The organism is Mycolicibacterium smegmatis (assembly GCF_001457595.1).
GTDB classification, from domain to species: Bacteria; Actinomycetota; Actinomycetes; order Mycobacteriales; family Mycobacteriaceae; genus Mycobacterium; species Mycobacterium smegmatis.
This window is the reverse complement of the sequence record NZ_LN831039.1, coordinates 858,408-874,350: the sequence shown is the minus strand read 5'-3', so window position 1 is coordinate 874,350 and position 15,943 is coordinate 858,408. Positions and strand designations below refer to the sequence as shown.

General features: G+C 69.0%; 16 protein-coding genes. 3 read left to right on the top strand and 13 right to left on the bottom strand.

Annotation, left to right across the window (positions count from 1 at the left end; genetic code table 11):
- Positions 1–11: 11 nt before the first annotated feature.
- The 6 genes from AT701_RS03845 to AT701_RS03820 are packed head-to-tail and all read right to left on the bottom strand — an operon-like array spanning position 12 to position 6,623.
- Positions 12–908 carry an AAA family ATPase gene (locus AT701_RS03845; protein ID WP_036462180.1) on the bottom strand — a complete coding sequence of 299 codons (897 nt, stop codon included), beginning with the start codon at positions 906–908 and terminating at the stop codon, positions 12–14.
- Complete coding sequence (locus AT701_RS03840) at positions 898–1,617, bottom strand: XdhC family protein (RefSeq protein WP_003892167.1); 720 nt, start codon at positions 1,615–1,617, stop codon at positions 898–900. The genes AT701_RS03845 and AT701_RS03840 overlap by 11 nt, the downstream gene beginning before the upstream one ends.
- 36 nt (positions 1,618–1,653) lie before the next feature.
- The gene (locus tag AT701_RS03835) at positions 1,654–4,053 is read right to left on the bottom strand and encodes an aerobic carbon-monoxide dehydrogenase large subunit (protein ID WP_058125222.1); all 2,400 of its coding nucleotides are present in this window, start codon (positions 4,051–4,053) and stop codon (positions 1,654–1,656) included.
- Entirely contained in the window at positions 4,050–4,526 is a 477-nt protein-coding gene (locus tag AT701_RS03830; RefSeq protein WP_003892165.1) for a (2Fe-2S)-binding protein, read from the bottom strand. Before AT701_RS03830 ends, AT701_RS03835 begins: the two co-directional genes overlap by 4 nt.
- 2 nt (positions 4,527–4,528) lie before the next feature.
- Positions 4,529–5,419: an FAD binding domain-containing protein gene (locus AT701_RS03825; RefSeq protein ID WP_058125221.1), complete on the bottom strand. Its 891-nt coding sequence runs from the start codon at positions 5,417–5,419 to the stop codon at positions 4,529–4,531.
- Between the two features lie 55 nt (positions 5,420–5,474).
- A complete protein-coding gene (locus AT701_RS03820) occupies positions 5,475–6,623 on the bottom strand; it encodes an XdhC family protein (RefSeq protein WP_174519567.1) in 1,149 nt (382 codons plus the stop codon).
- 23 nt (positions 6,624–6,646) lie between these two features.
- On the opposite strand from AT701_RS03820, the gene AT701_RS03815 reads away from it, so the two are divergent.
- Complete coding sequence (locus AT701_RS03815; RefSeq protein ID WP_011727160.1) at positions 6,647–7,600, top strand: LysR family transcriptional regulator; 954 nt, start codon at positions 6,647–6,649, stop codon at positions 7,598–7,600.
- 4 nt (positions 7,601–7,604) lie between these two features.
- Here AT701_RS03815 and AT701_RS03810 read toward each other — a convergent pair whose 3' ends face one another.
- The 7 genes from AT701_RS03810 to AT701_RS03780 form a co-directional block, all read right to left on the bottom strand.
- Positions 7,605–8,513, bottom strand: coding sequence for an LLM class F420-dependent oxidoreductase (locus AT701_RS03810; RefSeq protein ID WP_011727159.1), 909 nt, complete (start codon positions 8,511–8,513; stop codon positions 7,605–7,607).
- 3 nt (positions 8,514–8,516) lie between these two features.
- Positions 8,517–9,698 (bottom strand): glycoside hydrolase family 76 protein, encoded by a 1,182-nt coding sequence (locus tag AT701_RS03805; RefSeq protein ID WP_058125219.1) that lies wholly within the window; start codon positions 9,696–9,698, stop codon positions 8,517–8,519.
- Positions 9,699–9,713: 15 nt separating this feature from the next.
- Positions 9,714–10,358 (bottom strand): TrmH family RNA methyltransferase, encoded by a 645-nt coding sequence (locus AT701_RS03800; RefSeq protein WP_058125218.1) that lies wholly within the window; start codon positions 10,356–10,358, stop codon positions 9,714–9,716.
- Positions 10,351–11,253 carry a hypothetical protein gene (locus AT701_RS03795; protein ID WP_011727157.1) on the bottom strand — a complete coding sequence of 301 codons (903 nt, stop codon included), beginning with the start codon at positions 11,251–11,253 and terminating at the stop codon, positions 10,351–10,353. Before AT701_RS03795 ends, AT701_RS03800 begins: the two co-directional genes overlap by 8 nt.
- A 30-nt stretch (positions 11,254–11,283) precedes the next feature.
- Positions 11,284–12,060, bottom strand: a complete 777-nt coding sequence (locus AT701_RS03790) for an SDR family NAD(P)-dependent oxidoreductase (RefSeq protein WP_058125217.1) — start codon at positions 12,058–12,060, stop codon at positions 11,284–11,286.
- Positions 12,061–12,105: 45 nt separating this feature from the next.
- Positions 12,106–12,942: a trehalose monomycolate transport factor TtfA gene (gene ttfA, locus AT701_RS03785; protein ID WP_003892156.1), complete on the bottom strand. Its 837-nt coding sequence runs from the start codon at positions 12,940–12,942 to the stop codon at positions 12,106–12,108.
- A 66-nt stretch (positions 12,943–13,008) separates the two neighbouring features.
- Positions 13,009–13,671 carry a TetR/AcrR family transcriptional regulator gene (locus tag AT701_RS03780; protein WP_058125216.1) on the bottom strand — a complete coding sequence of 221 codons (663 nt, stop codon included), beginning with the start codon at positions 13,669–13,671 and terminating at the stop codon, positions 13,009–13,011.
- Positions 13,672–13,772: 101 nt separating this feature from the next.
- Here AT701_RS03780 and AT701_RS03775 point away from each other — a divergent pair, with 101 nt between their 5' ends.
- Together AT701_RS03775 and AT701_RS03770 are read left to right on the top strand one after the other, a co-directional pair.
- On the top strand, positions 13,773–14,834 hold the full coding sequence (locus AT701_RS03775; RefSeq protein WP_058125215.1) for a Rieske 2Fe-2S domain-containing protein: 1,062 nt from the start codon (positions 13,773–13,775) through the stop codon (positions 14,832–14,834).
- Positions 14,831–15,910 carry an NAD(P)H-dependent amine dehydrogenase family protein gene (locus tag AT701_RS03770; RefSeq protein ID WP_058125214.1) on the top strand — a complete coding sequence of 360 codons (1,080 nt, stop codon included), beginning with the start codon at positions 14,831–14,833 and terminating at the stop codon, positions 15,908–15,910. The genes AT701_RS03775 and AT701_RS03770 overlap by 4 nt, the downstream gene beginning before the upstream one ends.
- Positions 15,911–15,943 lie beyond the last annotated feature (33 nt).

The following is a 15,943-nucleotide window of genomic DNA, read 5'->3' as shown; positions in this document are numbered from 1 at the left end:
GACGCTCCCTTTCAATTCGTCAGGTCCAGCAAGGCATCACGCATCAGTCCGCTGTCGTCGGGGGTCTTGGCCAACGCGCCGAGGGTGCCCAGCGCTGCGGGGTCCACCAGGTCACCGACCCGCAGCGCCACCAGCGCGGCGACCCAGTCGATGGTCTCGGCCACCCCGGGCGGTTTGTCCAGGTCGAGTTCACGTGCGGCGCTGACGAATTGGACCGCGCTGTCGATCAGGGCATCGGTGGCACCCGGTACGGTGCGCCGCACGATCGCGACGGCCTGCGCGCGCTGCGGGTACTCGATCCAGTGGTACAGGCAGCGGCGGCGCAGCGCGTCGTGCAGGTCGCGGCTGCGGTTGGAGGTCAGCACCACGACGGGCGGGCGTTCGGCGACGAAGGTGCCCAGTTCGGGTACCGTCACCGCGGCCTCGCCCAGGAATTCGAGCAGCAGTGCCTCGAATTCGTCGTCGGCGCGGTCGATCTCGTCGACCAGCAGCACCGGGCTGCTGGGTCCGCGGTGGCGCACGCACTGCAGGATCGGCCGGTCGACGAGGTAGCTTTCGGTGTACAGCGCGGCCTCGTCGAGGTGTTCCCCGCCGCGCGCCTCCGCCAGGCGGATCGACAGGAGTTGGCGCTGGTAGTTCCAGTCGTACAACGCCTCACTGGCCGTCAGCCCCTCGTAGCACTGCAACCGGATCAGCGGTGTGCCGAGTACGGCTGCAAGGGTTTTGGCGGCCGTGGTCTTGCCCACTCCGGGTTCGCCTTCCAGCAGCAGTGGGCGGCCCAGGCTCACGGCCAGGTAGATCGCCGTCGCGGTGCCCTCGTCGAGCAGGTAGTCGTGGGCGTCGAACCGCCGCACCACATCGTCGACACCGCCGAACCCCGTCACCGCGGCACCCGGCTCAGCGGCCATGCGCACGCACGGTCGCGATCACCTCGGCCGCGATCGACACCGCGATCTCGGCTGGCGTCCTCGCCCCGATGTCGAGGCCGACCGGGGTGTGCACCCTGGCGCGCTCGGACTCGGTGAGGTTGAGCCCGTCCAGGATCGCCGATCCGCGGCGCCTGCTCGCGACCAGGCCGATGTAGCCGATGCCTGCGTCGAGCGCCGCGCGGATCAGATCGGCCTCGGGACCGCCGAGGCTCGCGATCACCAGCGCCGAGGCGCCGTCGAGGGCGGACGGATCCGGGGCGTCGAGACGCCGGACGTCATAGCCCAGTACCGCGGTCACCTCGACCAGAGCGTCGGCGATCGGCGATCCGCCGAACACCCCCACCAGCGGTGCGGGCACCTGCGGGTCGAGGAAGATCTCGAGCGCACCCCCGGACAGGCAGTGGTTGACCACGACGCACGCACCGGGTGTCTCCGGAAAGCTCACGTCCCCGTCGGGCAGCACCCGCAGCAGCACACTCTGCCCCACCTGTAGGGCGCCCAGTGCGGCCTGGCGCACCGAGTTCTGGGCGCAGTGACCTCCGACGAATCCCTCGATGGTGCCGTCGGGCAACAGGATCGCCTCGTCACCCGGGTGCGCCGAGGTGGGCTGCTGGGCACGTACCACCGTGGCATGCACGAACGGTGTTCGGGCACGCCGCAGTTCGGTCACCCGGTCGTGCAGCCGCATCGGGGTCATCGGGGTCATCGCGCCTCCATCTCGTGCCTAGATCGGCGGTGTGGCCCGGCCCTGCATCGCCTCCCACACCCGTGACGGGGTGAGCGGCATGTCGGCGTGGCGGACACCGTACGGCGCCAGCGCATCCACCACGGCGTTGACCACGGCGGGCGGTGAACCCACGGTGGCGGATTCGCCGATGCCCTTGGCCCCGATCGGGTGGTGCGGTGACGGGGTGACGGTGTGGCCGGTCTCGAAGTGCGGCACCTCCATCGCCGTGGGGATGAGGTAGTCCATGAGCGATCCGCCCAGGCAGTTCCCGTCCTCGTCGAACGCGATCATCTCCATGAGCGCCATCCCGATGCCGTCGACCAGGCCACCGTGGATCTGCCCCTCGATGATCATCGGGTTGATCCGGGTGCCGCAGTCGTCGACCGCGACGAACCGCCGGACCTTGACCACCGCGGTGCCCGGGTCGATGTCGACGACGCAGAAGTACGCACCGTAGGGATACGTGAGATTGGAGGGGTTGTAACAGATCTGGGCGTCCAGGCCGCCCTCCAATCCCTCGGGCAGATCCCCCGCGCCGTGCGCTCGCATCGCGATGTCGGCGATGGTCACCGACGCCGACGGATCACCCTTGATGTGGAAAGAGCCCTTGTCCCACTCCAGGTCGGCGATCGAGGCCTCCAGCATGCCCGCGGCGATGATCTTCGCCTTGTCGCGCACCTTGCGGGCCACCAGCGCGGCGGCCGCACCGGACACCGGCGTGGACCGGCTGCCGTAGGTGCCCAGCCCGAACGGGGTCTGATCGGTGTCGCCGTGCACCACGTCGATGTCCTCGGGCGGGATGCCGAGCTCCTCGGCGACGATCTGGGCGAACGTGGTCTCGTGTCCCTGCCCCTGGCTCTGCACCGACAGCCGCACAACGGCTTTGCCGGTCGGGTGTACCCGCAACTCACACCCGTCGGCCATGCCGAGACCCAGGATGTCCATGTCCTTGCGGGGGCCGGCTCCGACGGCCTCGGTGAAGAACGACATGCCGATGCCCATGAGCTCACCGCGTTTGCGTTTCTCGGCCTGTTCGGCGCGCAGCCCCTCGTAGTCGACCATCTCCATCGCCAGGCGCATGGTCTTCTCGTAATCACCCGAGTCGTACACCCAGCCGGTCTTCGACGTGTACGGGAATTGTTCGGCTTTCAGCAGGTTCTGCAGCCGAAGCTGCGCGGGATCCATCTTGAGCTCGTACGCCAGGCAGTCGACCAGGCGTTCCACGAAGTACACGGCCTCGGTGATCCGGAACGAGCACGCATATGCCACCCCACCGGGTGCCTTGTTGGTGTACACGGCGGTCATGTGGCAGTAGGCGGCCTCGATGTCGTAGCTGCCGGTGAACACCCCGAAGAACCCGGCCGGGTACTTCACCGGGGCCGCGGTGCCGTTGAAGGCGCCGTGGTCGGCCAGCACGTTGGAACGGATCGCGAGGATCTTGCCGTCACGGGTCGCGGCGATCTCGCCGACCATGATGTAGTCGCGCGCGAAGCCTGTGCTGGTGAGGTTTTCGCTGCGGTCTTCCATCCACTTGACGGGCTTGCCCAGCAGCAGCGACCCCACGATCGCGCACACGTACCCGGGGTAGATGGGCACCTTGTTGCCGAAACCGCCGCCGATGTCGGGTGAGATGACGCGGATCTTGTGTTCGGGCAGGCCCGCCACGAGCGCGTACAGCGTGCGGTGCGCGTGCGGGGCCTGCGTGGTGGACCACAGCGTGAGCTTTCCGGTCACCGGATCCAGATCGGCCACCGCGCCGCAGGTCTCCATGGGCGCGGGATGCACCCGTGGGTAGACCATCTCCTGTTTGACCACCACGTCTGCCTTGGCGAACACGGCGTCGGTGGCCGCGGCGTCCCCGGTCTCCCAGTCGAAGCAGTGGTTGTCGGTCTTGCCGTCGAGGTCGGTGCGGATCACCGGGGCGCCGGGGTCCAGCGCGTGGCGGGCGTCGATCACCGGGTCGAGCGGTTCGTAGTCGACGTCGATGAGTTCCAGTGCGTCTCGCGCCGAGTAGCGGTCCTCGGCGACGACGAACGCGACCTCCTGACCCTGGAAGCGCACCTTGTCGGTGGCCAGCACGGCCTGCACGTCGTTGGACAGCGTGGGCATCCACGCCAGGCCCTTGGCCGCGAGGTCGGCGCCGGTCACCACGGCCTTGACCTTCGGATGTGCCTGTGCCGCCGTCACATCGATCGAGTTGATCGTGGCATGTGCATACGGCGAGCGCAGGATCGCCAGGTGCAGCATGCCGGGCAGCTTGACGTCGTCCACATAGTTTCCGCGCCCGCGGATGAAGCGCGGATCCTCCTTGCGCAGCATCCGGCCGTGGCCGCACGGTTTCGCGTCGTTGACCGCGGTGTCCTCGGGGCGCTCGACCGGGTTCTCCAGCGTGGTCATGCCTTGGCCTCCTCCCGTGCGTGGCGTGCCGCCCACTGCACGGAACGCACGATCGTGGTGTAGCCCGTACACCGGCAGATCTGCCCCGAGATCGCTTCGCGGATCTCCTCTTCGGTGGGGTCGGGGTTCTGCCGCAGCAGCGCGCGGGCGGTGATCATCATGCCGGGGGTGCAGAATCCGCACTGCAGGCCGTGGCACTGCATGAAGCCCTCCTGCACCGGGTCCAGCTTGCCGTCGACCTCCATGCCCTCGACGGTGTTCACCGAGTGCCCTGAGGCCATCGCCGCGAGCATCGTGCAGGACTTCACGGGTTCGCCGTCGACCTCGACCACGCACGTGCCGCAGTTGGATGTGTCGCAGCCCCAGTGGGTTCCGGTCAGCCCCAGCTGATCGCGCAGGAAATGCACCAGCAGCATGCGGGGTTCGACGTCGGCGGTCACGGCCTCGCCGTTGACGGTCATGGTGACCTGCATGATTAGTTCCCTTCCGGGGCGGGGGCGGTGCGCACACGCTCGACCGCGGTGCGCATCGTGCGGATGGTGAGTTCTCTGGCGAGGTGACGCTTGTAGTCGGCGCTGCCGCGGGTGTCGGTGACCGGTCCGCAGGCCTGCACGGCGAGTTCTCCTGCGGCCGCAAATGTTTCCTCGGTGGCGGGCTTGCCGATCAGATCGTCGGCCAGTGCGCGCAGGGCGTCCGGATCGGGGTTGACGGCCGTGAGGCCCACACGTGCCGCGACGATCGAGTCACCGTCGAGCGTTACCTGCGCGCCGGCCGCGGTCACGGCCCAGTCACCGACGCGGCGTTCGACTTTCGCATACGCACTGGAGGTGCGGTGCCGCACCGGGATGCGCACCTCGACGAGCATCTCGTTGTGGGCCAGCGCGGTCTCGTACGGTCCCACCAGGAAGTCGTCGATGCCGATCTCGCGTTCACCGCCCGGCCCGCGCGCGAGGCACACCGCGCCCAGGATGGTGCACACCGTGGTGAGGTCCTCGGCCGGGTCGGCCTGGCACAGCGACCCGCCGAGCGTGCCGCGGTTACGCACCACAGGGTCGGCGATCACGCGTTCGGCGTCACGGAAGATCGGGCACACCGCCGCCAGCGGGTCCGATTCCAGGACCTGCCGGTGGCGCGCCATGGCGCCGATCCGCACCAGCGTGGGGTCGGTGATGACGTAGCCGAGCTCGACCGCGAGGTCGTTGATGTCGACGAGATATTCGGGGTTGGCGATGCGCAGTTTCATCATCGGCAGCAGGCTGTGCCCGCCCGCCACGATCCTGGCGTCCTCCCCCAACCGGTCCAGCAGTCCGACGGCGTGGTCGACGCTGGTGGCGCGTTCGTACTCGAATGGGCCTGGAACCTGCATGTGAGACAGCTCACACCCGATCGGCGCGAGCGTCAATAGGCAGTTAAGCGATCACTTAACTGGCCGGTGCGGACTCGTGTTCGCCCAGCTCATGGTGGATACGGCCGCCGGTCTCGGCCAGCGGACGCCCCTCGCCGCCCCACCGTTTGGCGATGATCTCGGCCGCGATCGACACCGCGGTCTCCTCGGGGGTGCGGCCCCCGAGGTCCAGCCCGATGGGGCTCGACAGCCGTGCGAGTTCCTCCTCGGTGAGCCCGGCCTCACGCAGCCGCGCCAGCCGGTCCTCGTGCGTGCGCCGCGAGCCCATCGCCCCGATGTAGGCGATGTCGGGCAGCCGCAGCGCCACCTCCAGCAGCGGCACGTCGAACTTGGGATCGTGCGTCAGCACGCACACGACGGTGCGGGCGTCGATCGCCCCCGCCTCGGCCTGCGCGGCGAGGTAGCGGTGCGGCCAGTCGACCACCACCTCGTCGGCCGTCGGGAACCGCGCGGTGGTCGCGAACACCGGACGCGCGTCGCACACGGTGACCCGGTAGCCCAGGAACGCGCCCTGCTGCGCGACGGCCGCCGCGAAATCGATGGCCCCGAACACCAGCATCCGCGGACGCGGCGCGTAGCTGGAGACGAACACCTCCATGCCCTCGCCGCGACGCTGCCCGTCCGGTCCGTAGGTGAGCACCTCGCTGCGGCCTGCGGCCAGCAGTCCGCGCGCGTCGTCGGTCACGGCGGCGTCGGCGCGTGACGAGCCGAGTGATCCGGCGACCTCATCGGTGTGCACCACCAACCGCCTGCCGATCCACTGCGCGTCGGGATGGGTGATGACGGTCGCGACCGCGACCGGACGCTGCGCCTCGATATCGTCCCTGATCGCACCGAGCTGGGGAAAAGTCCTCTGCGACACAGGTTCCACGAACACGTCGAGGATGCCGCCGCACGTGAGCCCGACCTCGAAGGCGTCGTCGTCGCTCACGCCGTAACGCTGCAGCACCGGCGTGCCGGTGGCGACCACCTCGGTCGCGAGGTCGTAGACCGCGCCTTCGACGCAGCCGCCGGACACCGAACCGCTCACGGTGCCGTCAGGCGCGACCACCATCGACGCACCGGCCGGGCGCGGCGCCGAGCGGAATGTGCGCACCACGGTCCCGACGCCGGCCGTGCCGCCGGACTCCCAGACCGCTGACAGCGTGCCCAGCACATCTCTCACACCACCCAACATAAGCTGCCTACGTGACACCCGCGCAACTACGCGCTTTTTCAGCGGTGGTCCGGCTGGGCTCGGTGCGGGCCGCGGCCGAGGAACTCGGCGTCTCCGACGCCGGGGTGTCGATGCACGTCGCGCAGCTGCGCAAGGAACTCGACGACCCGCTGTTCACCCGCACCGCGTCCGGGCTCGCGTTCACGCCGGGCGGGCTGCGCCTGGCGAGTCGCGCCGTGGAGATCCTCGGGCTGCAGCAGCAGACCGCGATCGAGGTGACCGAGGCGGCCCACGGCAGGCGCCTGCTGCGTATCGCGGCCTCCAGCGCGTTCGCCGAACACGCCGCGCCCGGGCTCATCGAGCTGTTCTCCTCACGCGCCGACGACCTTTCGGTCGAGCTCAGCGTGCACCCCGCGCGCCAGTTCGGCCACCTCATCACCTCGCGCGCGGTCGACATCGCGCTGGGTCCGGCCGCACCGGCCGATCCGAACCTCGTGGTCCGCGCGTTCCTGAAGTACCAGATCATCACGGTGACCACACCGGACAACGCGTTGCTGGAGCGCGGCGTCACGCCGGCGTCGCTACGAGAGCAGCCGTGGCAACTCGGCCCCTCGGGCGGCAACGCCGACGGGGAGATCGCCGCCATGCTGCGGGCGCTCGCGATACCTGAAGCGCGCCAACGCATCTTCCAGAGCGACGCGGCCGCACTCGAGGAGGTGCGCCGCGTCGGCGGGGTGACACCGACGATCGGGTTCGCGGTGGCCAAGGATCTCGCGGGCGGCCGGCTGGCGCAGGTCAAGGGCCCGGGCCTGCAGGTCGGCGGCGAGTGGTTCGCCACGACCCTGCCCGCCTCGGCCCGCCAACCGGCCGTCTCGGAGTTGCTGCGGTTCATCACCACGCCGCGCTGCACGCAGGCGATGATCCGCGGCAGCGGCGTCGGTGTGAGCCGCTTCCGCCCGAAAGTCCATGTGACGCTGTGGAGTTGACGGGCTACTTGAGCCCGAACGCGCCGGCGAGTTCACGCAGCACCGGACGCGGATCCGACGTCGGGGTATCCCCGAGCACCTGCACCACCACATGGTCGGCCCCGGCGTCGAGATGCGCCGTGACCGCCTTGGCGGCGTCGTCGACCGAGCCCATGCCCACCACCGCGCGCGCGAGCCGGTCGGACCCGCCGCGCACCAGGTCGGATTCGTCGAATCCCTGGCGCAGCCACGAGTTCCGGTAATTGGGCAGGCCGCTGTACACCTCGAGATGCTGGTGCGCGCGGCGCAGCTGATCGGCGTCGTCGCCGCCGACCGCCACGGCCTGTTCGGACACGATCCACTTGTCCTCGCCGAGGATCTCACGGGTGGTGCGCGTCTGCTCGGGCAGCACCAGATACGGGTGGGCGCCGTCGGCGTGGGTGCCGGACAGCTCGATCATCTTGGGCCCCAACGCCGCCAGCAGCCGCGGCGGCCTGCCCGCACCTGGCTCGATCTGCTCGGGCAGCGCGGCCATGCGCTCCAGGTAGGTGCGCATGGTCGCCAGCGGCTTCTGGTACACACCACCCATGCCGCGCTCGACCAGCGGCCCGTGGCTCACGCCGAGCCCCAGGACGAACCGGCCCGGGTACAGGGCGGTGAGGGTGCGTGCGCCGGCCTCGGCGGCGCTGGGCAGCCGGACGTGGATGTTGGCGATGCCGGTGCCGATCACGAGCCGCTCGGTCGCGGCGAGGAACGCCGCCGACTGGGTCAGGCACTCCTTGGCGACGGTCTCCGGCAGGAACAACGACCCGAAGCCGAGGGCCTCGATCTCGCGGGCGACCTCCTGCGCATCGCGCATCGACCAGGTGTCGCTGGCCCACCACACGCCGATCCGCGACGGGAAATCGATCCGGGCGCACTGACCTTCTGTCACTGGCTACTCCTCATCCTCGTTCTCGTCGTGTCCCACTTCGCCGTCTCCGGCGCCGTTTTGGTCTCCGGCAGCGTCCTCGCCATCCACGCTGTCGACGCTGTGCGCGGCCTCCATCAGCATCCAGCCCGCCAGTTGCACCGAGAGATCCCGCTCGGGCACCGACGACGCGTTGACCGCGCCCTCGACGAACTCGGCCTCCTTGCCGCCCGCCGTCGGGATCTCGGCGTTGCGGTCCCAGAACGCGCTGAACAACGGCAGGCCGTCCACGGTCTGCCGGTGATCCCACGCCGACCGTGCGCTTTTCAGCACGATCGTGCGGGCGGTGTCCCGGGCCGCGATGTCCTCGGGGGTCTCCCCCGGCAGCGTCGTGGCCACCAGTGCGAGATAACGCGCGAGGATGCCGTTGAACAGGCCGCCGTCACCGCCACCTGCGCCCTTGATGACGCCGTCGGTGGTCATCTCCTTGTCCACCGCGGCCACCAGCCTGCGCACCCGCGGGGCGTGGCGCGGATCCTGCGTGCGCACCGCGAGTTCGACCTCCAGGCCCAGCACCACGCCCTGGCAGTAGGTGTACTGGGCGCGCACCAGTGAGCCGGCCTTGATGCCGTCGAACACCAGGTGGGTGTCGGGGTCGATCAGGGTCTCGTCGATCCAGTCGGCCATCTGCTGGGCGCGGCGCAGCCGATCGTCGTAACGCGCCAGGAAGATCCCGGCCGGGCCGTTGGCCGGCGCGTTGAAGAACTGGTCCTGCTTGCGCCACGGGATGCCGCCGCCGTCCTCGGGCACCCACGCCGTGACGAACTGGTCGCAGAGTTTCCTGAGCGCCGTGGGTTTCTCGACACCGGCCAGGCGCCCGGCCCGCTCGATGGCCAGCGCCAGCCACGCCATGTCGTCGTAGTAGTCGTTGACCCACGAGAGGTTGTTGCGCAGCCGGTGCGCCCGGAGCTGCCGTTCGATCCTGGTCTTGCGTTCGGGTTGCGGGTCACGCACCTGGGCGTCGACCAGGCAGTCCAGCAGATGCGCCTGCCACCAGTAGTGCCACGTGCCGAACAGCGTGTATTTGCGGGCCGGCGGCCAGGCCACCACCCCGAGCTGGGTGCCAGGCAGGCCCCACAGCTTCTTGAGATGACGTTCGGTGATCGCAGCTTCGGCACTGGCCGCCCGGTTGGCCCATAGCTGATCCATGGCAACGATCCTGCCTCACCACGCCTTCGACATGTCGGCATGTTGGGTGATCCAGGCGTGCATGGCGATGCCCGCGGCAACACCGGCGTTGATGCTGCGGGTCGAGCCGAACTGCGCGATCGACACCGTGACCGCGGCACCGGCCTGGGCCTCCGGCGTGATGCCCGGACCTTCCTGACCGAAGATGAGCAGGCAGTTCCTGGGCAGTTCGGTTTCCTCGAGCCGCACCGATCCGGGGACGTTGTCCACCGCCACGACCACCAGGCCTGCATCGTCGGCGAAATCGAGCAGGTCCGCGGTGGTGTCGTGGTGGCGCAGCCGCTGGTAGCGGTCGGTCACCATCGCACCGCGCCGGTTCCAGCGCCGCCGCCCCACGATGTGGACGGTGTCGACCGCGAACGCGTTCGCGGTGCGCACCACCGTGCCGATGTTGGCGTCGCTGCCGAAGTTCTCGATCGCGATGTGCAGCGGGTGTCTGCGCGTGTCGATGTCGGCGACGATCGCCGGGCGGGTCCAATACCGGTAGGCGTCAACCACATTGCGGTAGTCACCGTCACGCAGCAGGTCGGGGTCGTAACGCGGGTCGTCGGGCCACGGCCCCTCCCACGGGCCGACGCCGGGACTGTCTCCCCACTCGGTGGGGCCGACGGCCTCAGCCATGGTTGGTCCACAGCGCGGCGTGGGTGCCGATCACCGACACCGAGGCGTACAACAACGCGGCGTTGATCTCGCCCTGCGTACACAGCGAGGCCCGCATGTTCACCCCTTCGCGTGATGCGTCGGGCAGCACGAGCACCGACGACCCGTACACCGAGCAGGCGTGGCTGAGGCCGGGCGGCGGCAGCGTCGGGGCCGCGACCACCATCAGCGGGCCGCCGCGCTGGGCCGAGTCGTCGCGGTACCGCTGCGCCAGGCCGGTGATCTCCAGCCCCAGCAGCATGTAGCCGTTGCCGCTGAAGGCCTCGGGCTCACCGAGCGCCGTGGGTGCGAGTTGTGCGCCGTCGGCGCTGAACCCGTCGACGCTCGTGGTCTTGATCGACAGGCCGGTGTCGTTCGGGTTGGTGGGCAGCACCCCGACCGGGAACGCGGCCGCGTACGCGACGGTGGTGCCGCTGATGCGGTCGCGCGGTGAGTAGACGTACACGCCGCGCACCTGGCTCTGATCCCGCTGCGGCCCCAAACAGACTGTGCCGGAGAGCTTGTCGGGATTCTGGGCCGGCGAGGCGGCCAGCGGCTGCAGCGCCAGGCTGGGCACGTCGCTGCACGCGCCGATTCCGGTGGCCTCGATGGGGTGCGCGAGCGCTCCGTACAGCCCGAACCGCAGGTCCTCGGGTTTGGCCCGCTGGTCGGCCGACGGTGTGGCGTCCACGTCGACCAGTACCCGGTCGGCCTCGAACCGCAGGTCCGAGAGCGTGATGTGCCAGCCCAGGATGTCGAGGGCCTGCCCGACGGTCGTCGTGAGGGCCTCGTAGGTGCGGGTGGGTGTGTGGTCGTCCGAGCAGGCGGTGGTGACGACGAGCATCAGCGTCGTCACCACGGCGATCAGCGCCCGCACCGGATCTCAGGTCGTGTTTCGGCTTGTCCGCTAGGTCCTGGCACGGCCCTTCCCCACCACTTTCGTCACGGCGCGCACCAGGTTCCGCGGGGCCATGCGGCCTCCGGTGGTCAGCGCCTTGTACTGAAGTCCCGGCACGATGACGACCTTGTCCTTGGCCACGTCGGCCAGGCAGTCGCGCACCACGTCGTCCACCTCGAGCCACATGAACGACGGTGTGCCTGCCATGTCGATGCCCGCGCGGGCATGGAACTCGGTGCGCACGAATCCCGGGCACAGGGCGTGGATGCCCACGCCGGTGCCGATCAGACCGTTGGCCAGGCCCTCGGTGAACGACACCACCCACGCCTTGGAGGCCGAGTACGTCGATCCGCGGCCCGGCACCAGCCCGGCGACGCTCGCGACGTTGATGATGGTGCCCTCGTGGGCGTCGAGCATCGCGGGCAACGCGGCGTGGGTGAGTTCCATCACCGCGGTCACGTTGACGTCGAGTTGTGCCCGTAGCCGGGCGAAGTCGGCGGTCCAGAACTCACCCGAGGTCGCGAAGCCGGCGTTGTTGACCAGCACGCGCACTCCCTGCCGTACCCGCTCGGCGACCCTGGCACGGTCGTCGGCGACGGCGAGATCGGCGCCGATGGTCTCCACGGTGGCACCGGCCTCGTGGTGCAGTTCGTCGGCGAGCTGTTCCAGGCGCTGCTGGTCGCGCGCGACGAGCACCAGGTCATAGCCTTCGAGCGCGTAGCGGCGGGCGAATCCCGCGCCGAGACCCGAGGTCGGTCCGGTGATCAGCGCAACGGGGCGTGGCATGCCGACAGCGTACTGAAGGGGTGCGGTACCGCCGGTTGCGCCCGTCTAGCGCTGGAAGTGGCTGGCCTCACGCCCGTTGCGGGCGGGCGGCGGCCTGCGGAAGGCGTCCGAACGGCCGGCTTCGGGGCGCGGGGCGAAACGGCTGACGTCGCCGCGGGCCGGGGGTACGTCGGCGCGTCCGGGAGGCAGTTCGCGGCGACCGGCGGGGGTGGGCGCCAGCGGACGGCTGGGTGAACCACCCCGGCGCGGGAGCGCGGCCTGGCTGCCGTTCTGCGGCACCGGCGGCAGCACCCGCAACAGATCGTTGAACTGCCGGACCGTGCGCAGCCCCTCGTCCCACTGGGCGCGGTTGCTGGTGACCGGCATGGCGACCAGCGTCCAGTTCTGCTCGTTCCACATGATCTCGGCGCAGTCGGGCGCGGTGTGGGCGAACGTGACCATGCGGCGGTCGCAGGCGCGGCGCGCGGCGTCGAGGTTGGTGGAGTACACCATCCGCGGGCCGATGGCGCCGAGCAGCCAGATGTCGTTCTCCCTGGGCTCCTTGAGACCTTTGAGCCGCAGGTCGACGACGACGTTGGTGCCGACCTTGCGGTGCAGGGCGATGACGGTGGCGACCTCTTCGATGTCGAAGATGAACACCGCCTCACCGCGGATCTGACCGAGGACGACGTTCTTGGCCGTGACGTCACCGACAGTCGACATCACCCCGCGCTTCCAGCGCTTGAGGAGATCTTCGGACTCGTACTCGTAGTCGAAGCCATGCGACTTCGCCCACGACTTGCGGCGCCGTCCCAGCCCTCGTCGGCGGTCGATATCGACGTACAGCAACACGGCCGCACCCACGAAGCAGAGTGCGGACAGCGTGAACCAGAGCGGGACCATCGCCAACAGCCTACTTGTTGGTAGCGGAAATGCCGCTACCAAGGGAGGTCACAACCCGGTTACTGGTTACTCACGTCGCCCTGACCCGTTGTCCTCGAGATAGCTCACAATCGCGTTGGTGAGGCCGCGGCGCGCCACATCGAGGTCGGTGTAAGTGCCCAGTTGACGCTCCGAGGTGATGCCCCGCATGGCGCCCGGGATGAACGACGCGACCTCGCGGACCCGCTCGGGGTCGACGTCGAGATCGGCAAAGGCCTGCTGACACGTCGCCAGCCAGCCCTGCCCCCATGACGACAGCTCCGCGGCCGTGCGCGGATAAAGCCGTTCCAGCTCGGCGCGGTCCCGCGGCAGCGCCGCGCGCAGGTTCTCGATGGCGCGCGAGTCGCTGGCTGTCAGGCCGTCGTAGAGCATGTCGATGATGCCCGCGACGCGCTGCCGCAACGGGGCGCCCGGATCGTGGCGGCCCAGCACACCGGCGCGACGCTCGGCCGTGCGGTGCAGCACCGCGGCCCACAATCCGTCGATGTCGCTGAACTGGTACTTCACCGCGCCCCACGTGGCGCCGATCTGTTTGGCGATCCGGTTGGCCGACACCGCGCCCGGGTCGCCGGTGGCCAATGCCTGCAGCGCGGCCTCCAGCATGTTCTCCCGTGTGGCCAGCCCCCGGCGGTTGGGCCGGTTGGGCCTCTCGGCGCGGGGCCCGGAGCCAGGCTGGGCGGCGTCCGTCATCTGCGGGATCCTAACTCGGCCGAAAAGTTTCACAGAACCCTCTTCCAAACCCGTCGCGGCGCTCCTACGCTTCTCCGCAGAAGATGGGAGGCACTGCGACGATGGCCAAACCCCCGTTGTCGATGAAACCCACCGGCTGGTTCCAGGTCGCCTGGTCCGACGAGGTCGGCGTCGGCGACGTCCGCGTCATGAAGTACTTCGGGCAGGAGATGGTGGCCTGGCGCTCGGAGTCCGGGCAGGTGACCGTCATGAACGCCTACTGCGAACATCTCGGGGCGCACCTCGGGTTCGGCGGCACGGTGGTCGGCGAGGTCATTCAGTGCCCGTTCCACGGGTGGCAGTGGAACGCCGAGGGCCGCAACGTCTGCATCCCGTACCAGGACCGGCCCAACCGCGGGCGGCGTATGCCGACCTATCCCGTGGCCGAGCGCAACGAGGCCATCTACATCTGGCACGACGTGCTGGGCCGTGAACCCTTCTTCGACGCGCCCGACGTGTTCGCGTCGTTCGCCGACGGCAGCAGCGCCGACGGCTACTACCCGCAGCAGCGGCTGTATCGCCAAGCGCTGGAACTGCATCCGCAGTACGTGCTCGAAAACGGCGTCGACTTCGCACATTTCAAGTACGTCCACCAGACACCCATCGTCCCGGTGTTCACGCGGCACGACTTCGCCGAGCCCTGGTCCTACGTCGACTTCACCATCACCTTCGAAGGTGACGAGAACCAGACCATCGACGACGTCAACAGCGGCGTCCAGGCCATCAACGGCGGACTGGGCATCGCTGTCACCAAGAGTTGGGGCATGATCGACAACCGGACCATCTCGGCGGTCACCCCGGTCGACGAATCCACCTGCGACGTGCGGTTCATGGTCTACATCGGGCGCACACCCGGCCGTGACGACGAGCGCTCCGCCACCAAGGCCGCCGAGTTCGGCGAGGAAGTCATCCGGCAGTTCACGCAGGACATCCACATCTGGTCACACCAGCGCTACTCCGACCCACCCGCGCTGGCGACCGCCGAGTACGAGGGCTTCACCGCGATTCGCAAGTGGGCCATGCAGTTCTACCCCGACGGCAGGGGCGGCAGTGCCGCCGATCTCAACCGGCGCGGCAGTGCCGCCGATCTCGCATCCATCGATCAGAAGGGCACCCCTACATGAGCGCACCCATCCGCGTCTTCCAGGTGGCCACGGGCAATGTCGGCACCGAGATGATCAAACGCCTGCAGCACCGCACCGATCTGGAGCTCGTCGGATTGCATTGCTACACACCGGAGAAGGTCGGGCGCGACGCGGGTGAGATCGCCGGCATCGGGCCCGTCGGGGTGACCGCCACCGGCACGGTCGACGAGATCATCGCCGCCAGGCCCGATGTGCTGACGTTCCACGGCGTGTTCCCCGACGAGGATCTCTACATCAGGGTGCTCGAAGCGGGCATCAACATCGTCACCACCGCCGACTGGATCACCGGCTGGCACCGCGACACCAATCACCCGCACCCGTCGGGCCGGCCGGTGTCGGAACTGCTGGCCGAGGCGTGCCGCAAAGGTTCGTCGACGTTCTACGGCACCGGCATGAACCCCGGGCTCAACCAGATCCTCGGCGTGGTGTGCTCGGCCGATGTCGCCGAGATCGAGAACGTCACCACCATCGAATCCGTCGACGTGTCATGCCATCACAGCAAGGACACCTGGATCGAGGTGGGTTACGGGCTGCCCGTGGACGACCCGTCGATCCCCGGCAAGCTCGAGAAGTACACGCGCGTGTTCGCCGACAGTGTGCTGCTGATGGCGGACTGCTTCGGCCTGCAACTCGACGAGGTGAAGTTCAGCGCCGAACTCGGTGCGTGCACCAAGGACGTCGACCTGGGCTGGTACCAGCTGCCCAAGGGGTCGCTGGGCGGCAACTACATCAAGTACCAGGGCATGGTCGACGGGGTCCCGCGCATCGAGACCCACCTCGAATGGCAGATGACCCCGCACACCGACCCGCACTGGGACATCAAGGGCTGCTACATCACTCAGATCAAGGGTGATCCGTGTGTCTACAACAAGCACATGATCTTCCCGAAACCCGGTGTGGACCTGTCAGATCCGGATTCGTTCGCCTCGATCGGCATGACCGTGACCGGGATGCCCGCACTCAACGCCATCGCGTCCGTCGTCGCCGCCCCACCCGGACTGCTCACCAGCGCCGACGTCCCGCTGCGGGGGTTCGCCGGCCGCTTCAAGCTCTGACCCCTTAAGGCCGAAACGGCATTCCAGCAGGCG

What these genes read in the sequence shown, in the direction of transcription:
- ttfA (WP_003892156.1), bottom strand. Translation starts at nt 12,942, where the DNA reads ATGGTCCCGCTCTGGTTCACGCTGTCCGCACTCTGCTTCGTGGGTGCG.
- AT701_RS03835 (WP_058125222.1), bottom strand. Translation starts at nt 4,053, where the DNA reads ATGACCACGCTGGAGAACCCGGTCGAGCGCCCCGAGGACACCGCGGTC.
- AT701_RS03775 (WP_058125215.1), top strand. Translation starts at nt 13,773, where the DNA reads ATGGCCAAACCCCCGTTGTCGATGAAACCCACCGGCTGGTTCCAGGTC.
- AT701_RS03780 (WP_058125216.1), bottom strand. Translation starts at nt 13,671, where the DNA reads ATGACGGACGCCGCCCAGCCTGGCTCCGGGCCCCGCGCCGAGAGGCCC.
- AT701_RS03845 (WP_036462180.1), bottom strand. Translation starts at nt 908, where the DNA reads ATGGCCGCTGAGCCGGGTGCCGCGGTGACGGGGTTCGGCGGTGTCGAC.
- AT701_RS03830 (WP_003892165.1), bottom strand. Translation starts at nt 4,526, where the DNA reads ATGCAGGTCACCATGACCGTCAACGGCGAGGCCGTGACCGCCGACGTC.
- AT701_RS03805 (WP_058125219.1), bottom strand. Translation starts at nt 9,698, where the DNA reads ATGGATCAGCTATGGGCCAACCGGGCGGCCAGTGCCGAAGCTGCGATC.
- AT701_RS03770 (WP_058125214.1), top strand. Translation starts at nt 14,831, where the DNA reads ATGAGCGCACCCATCCGCGTCTTCCAGGTGGCCACGGGCAATGTCGGC.
- AT701_RS03840 (WP_003892167.1), bottom strand. Translation starts at nt 1,617, where the DNA reads ATGCGGCTGCACGACCGGGTGACCGAACTGCGGCGTGCCCGAACACCG.
- AT701_RS03790 (WP_058125217.1), bottom strand. Translation starts at nt 12,060, where the DNA reads ATGCCACGCCCCGTTGCGCTGATCACCGGACCGACCTCGGGTCTCGGC.
- AT701_RS03825 (WP_058125221.1), bottom strand. Translation starts at nt 5,419, where the DNA reads ATGCAGGTTCCAGGCCCATTCGAGTACGAACGCGCCACCAGCGTCGAC.
- AT701_RS03800 (WP_058125218.1), bottom strand. Translation starts at nt 10,358, where the DNA reads ATGGCTGAGGCCGTCGGCCCCACCGAGTGGGGAGACAGTCCCGGCGTC.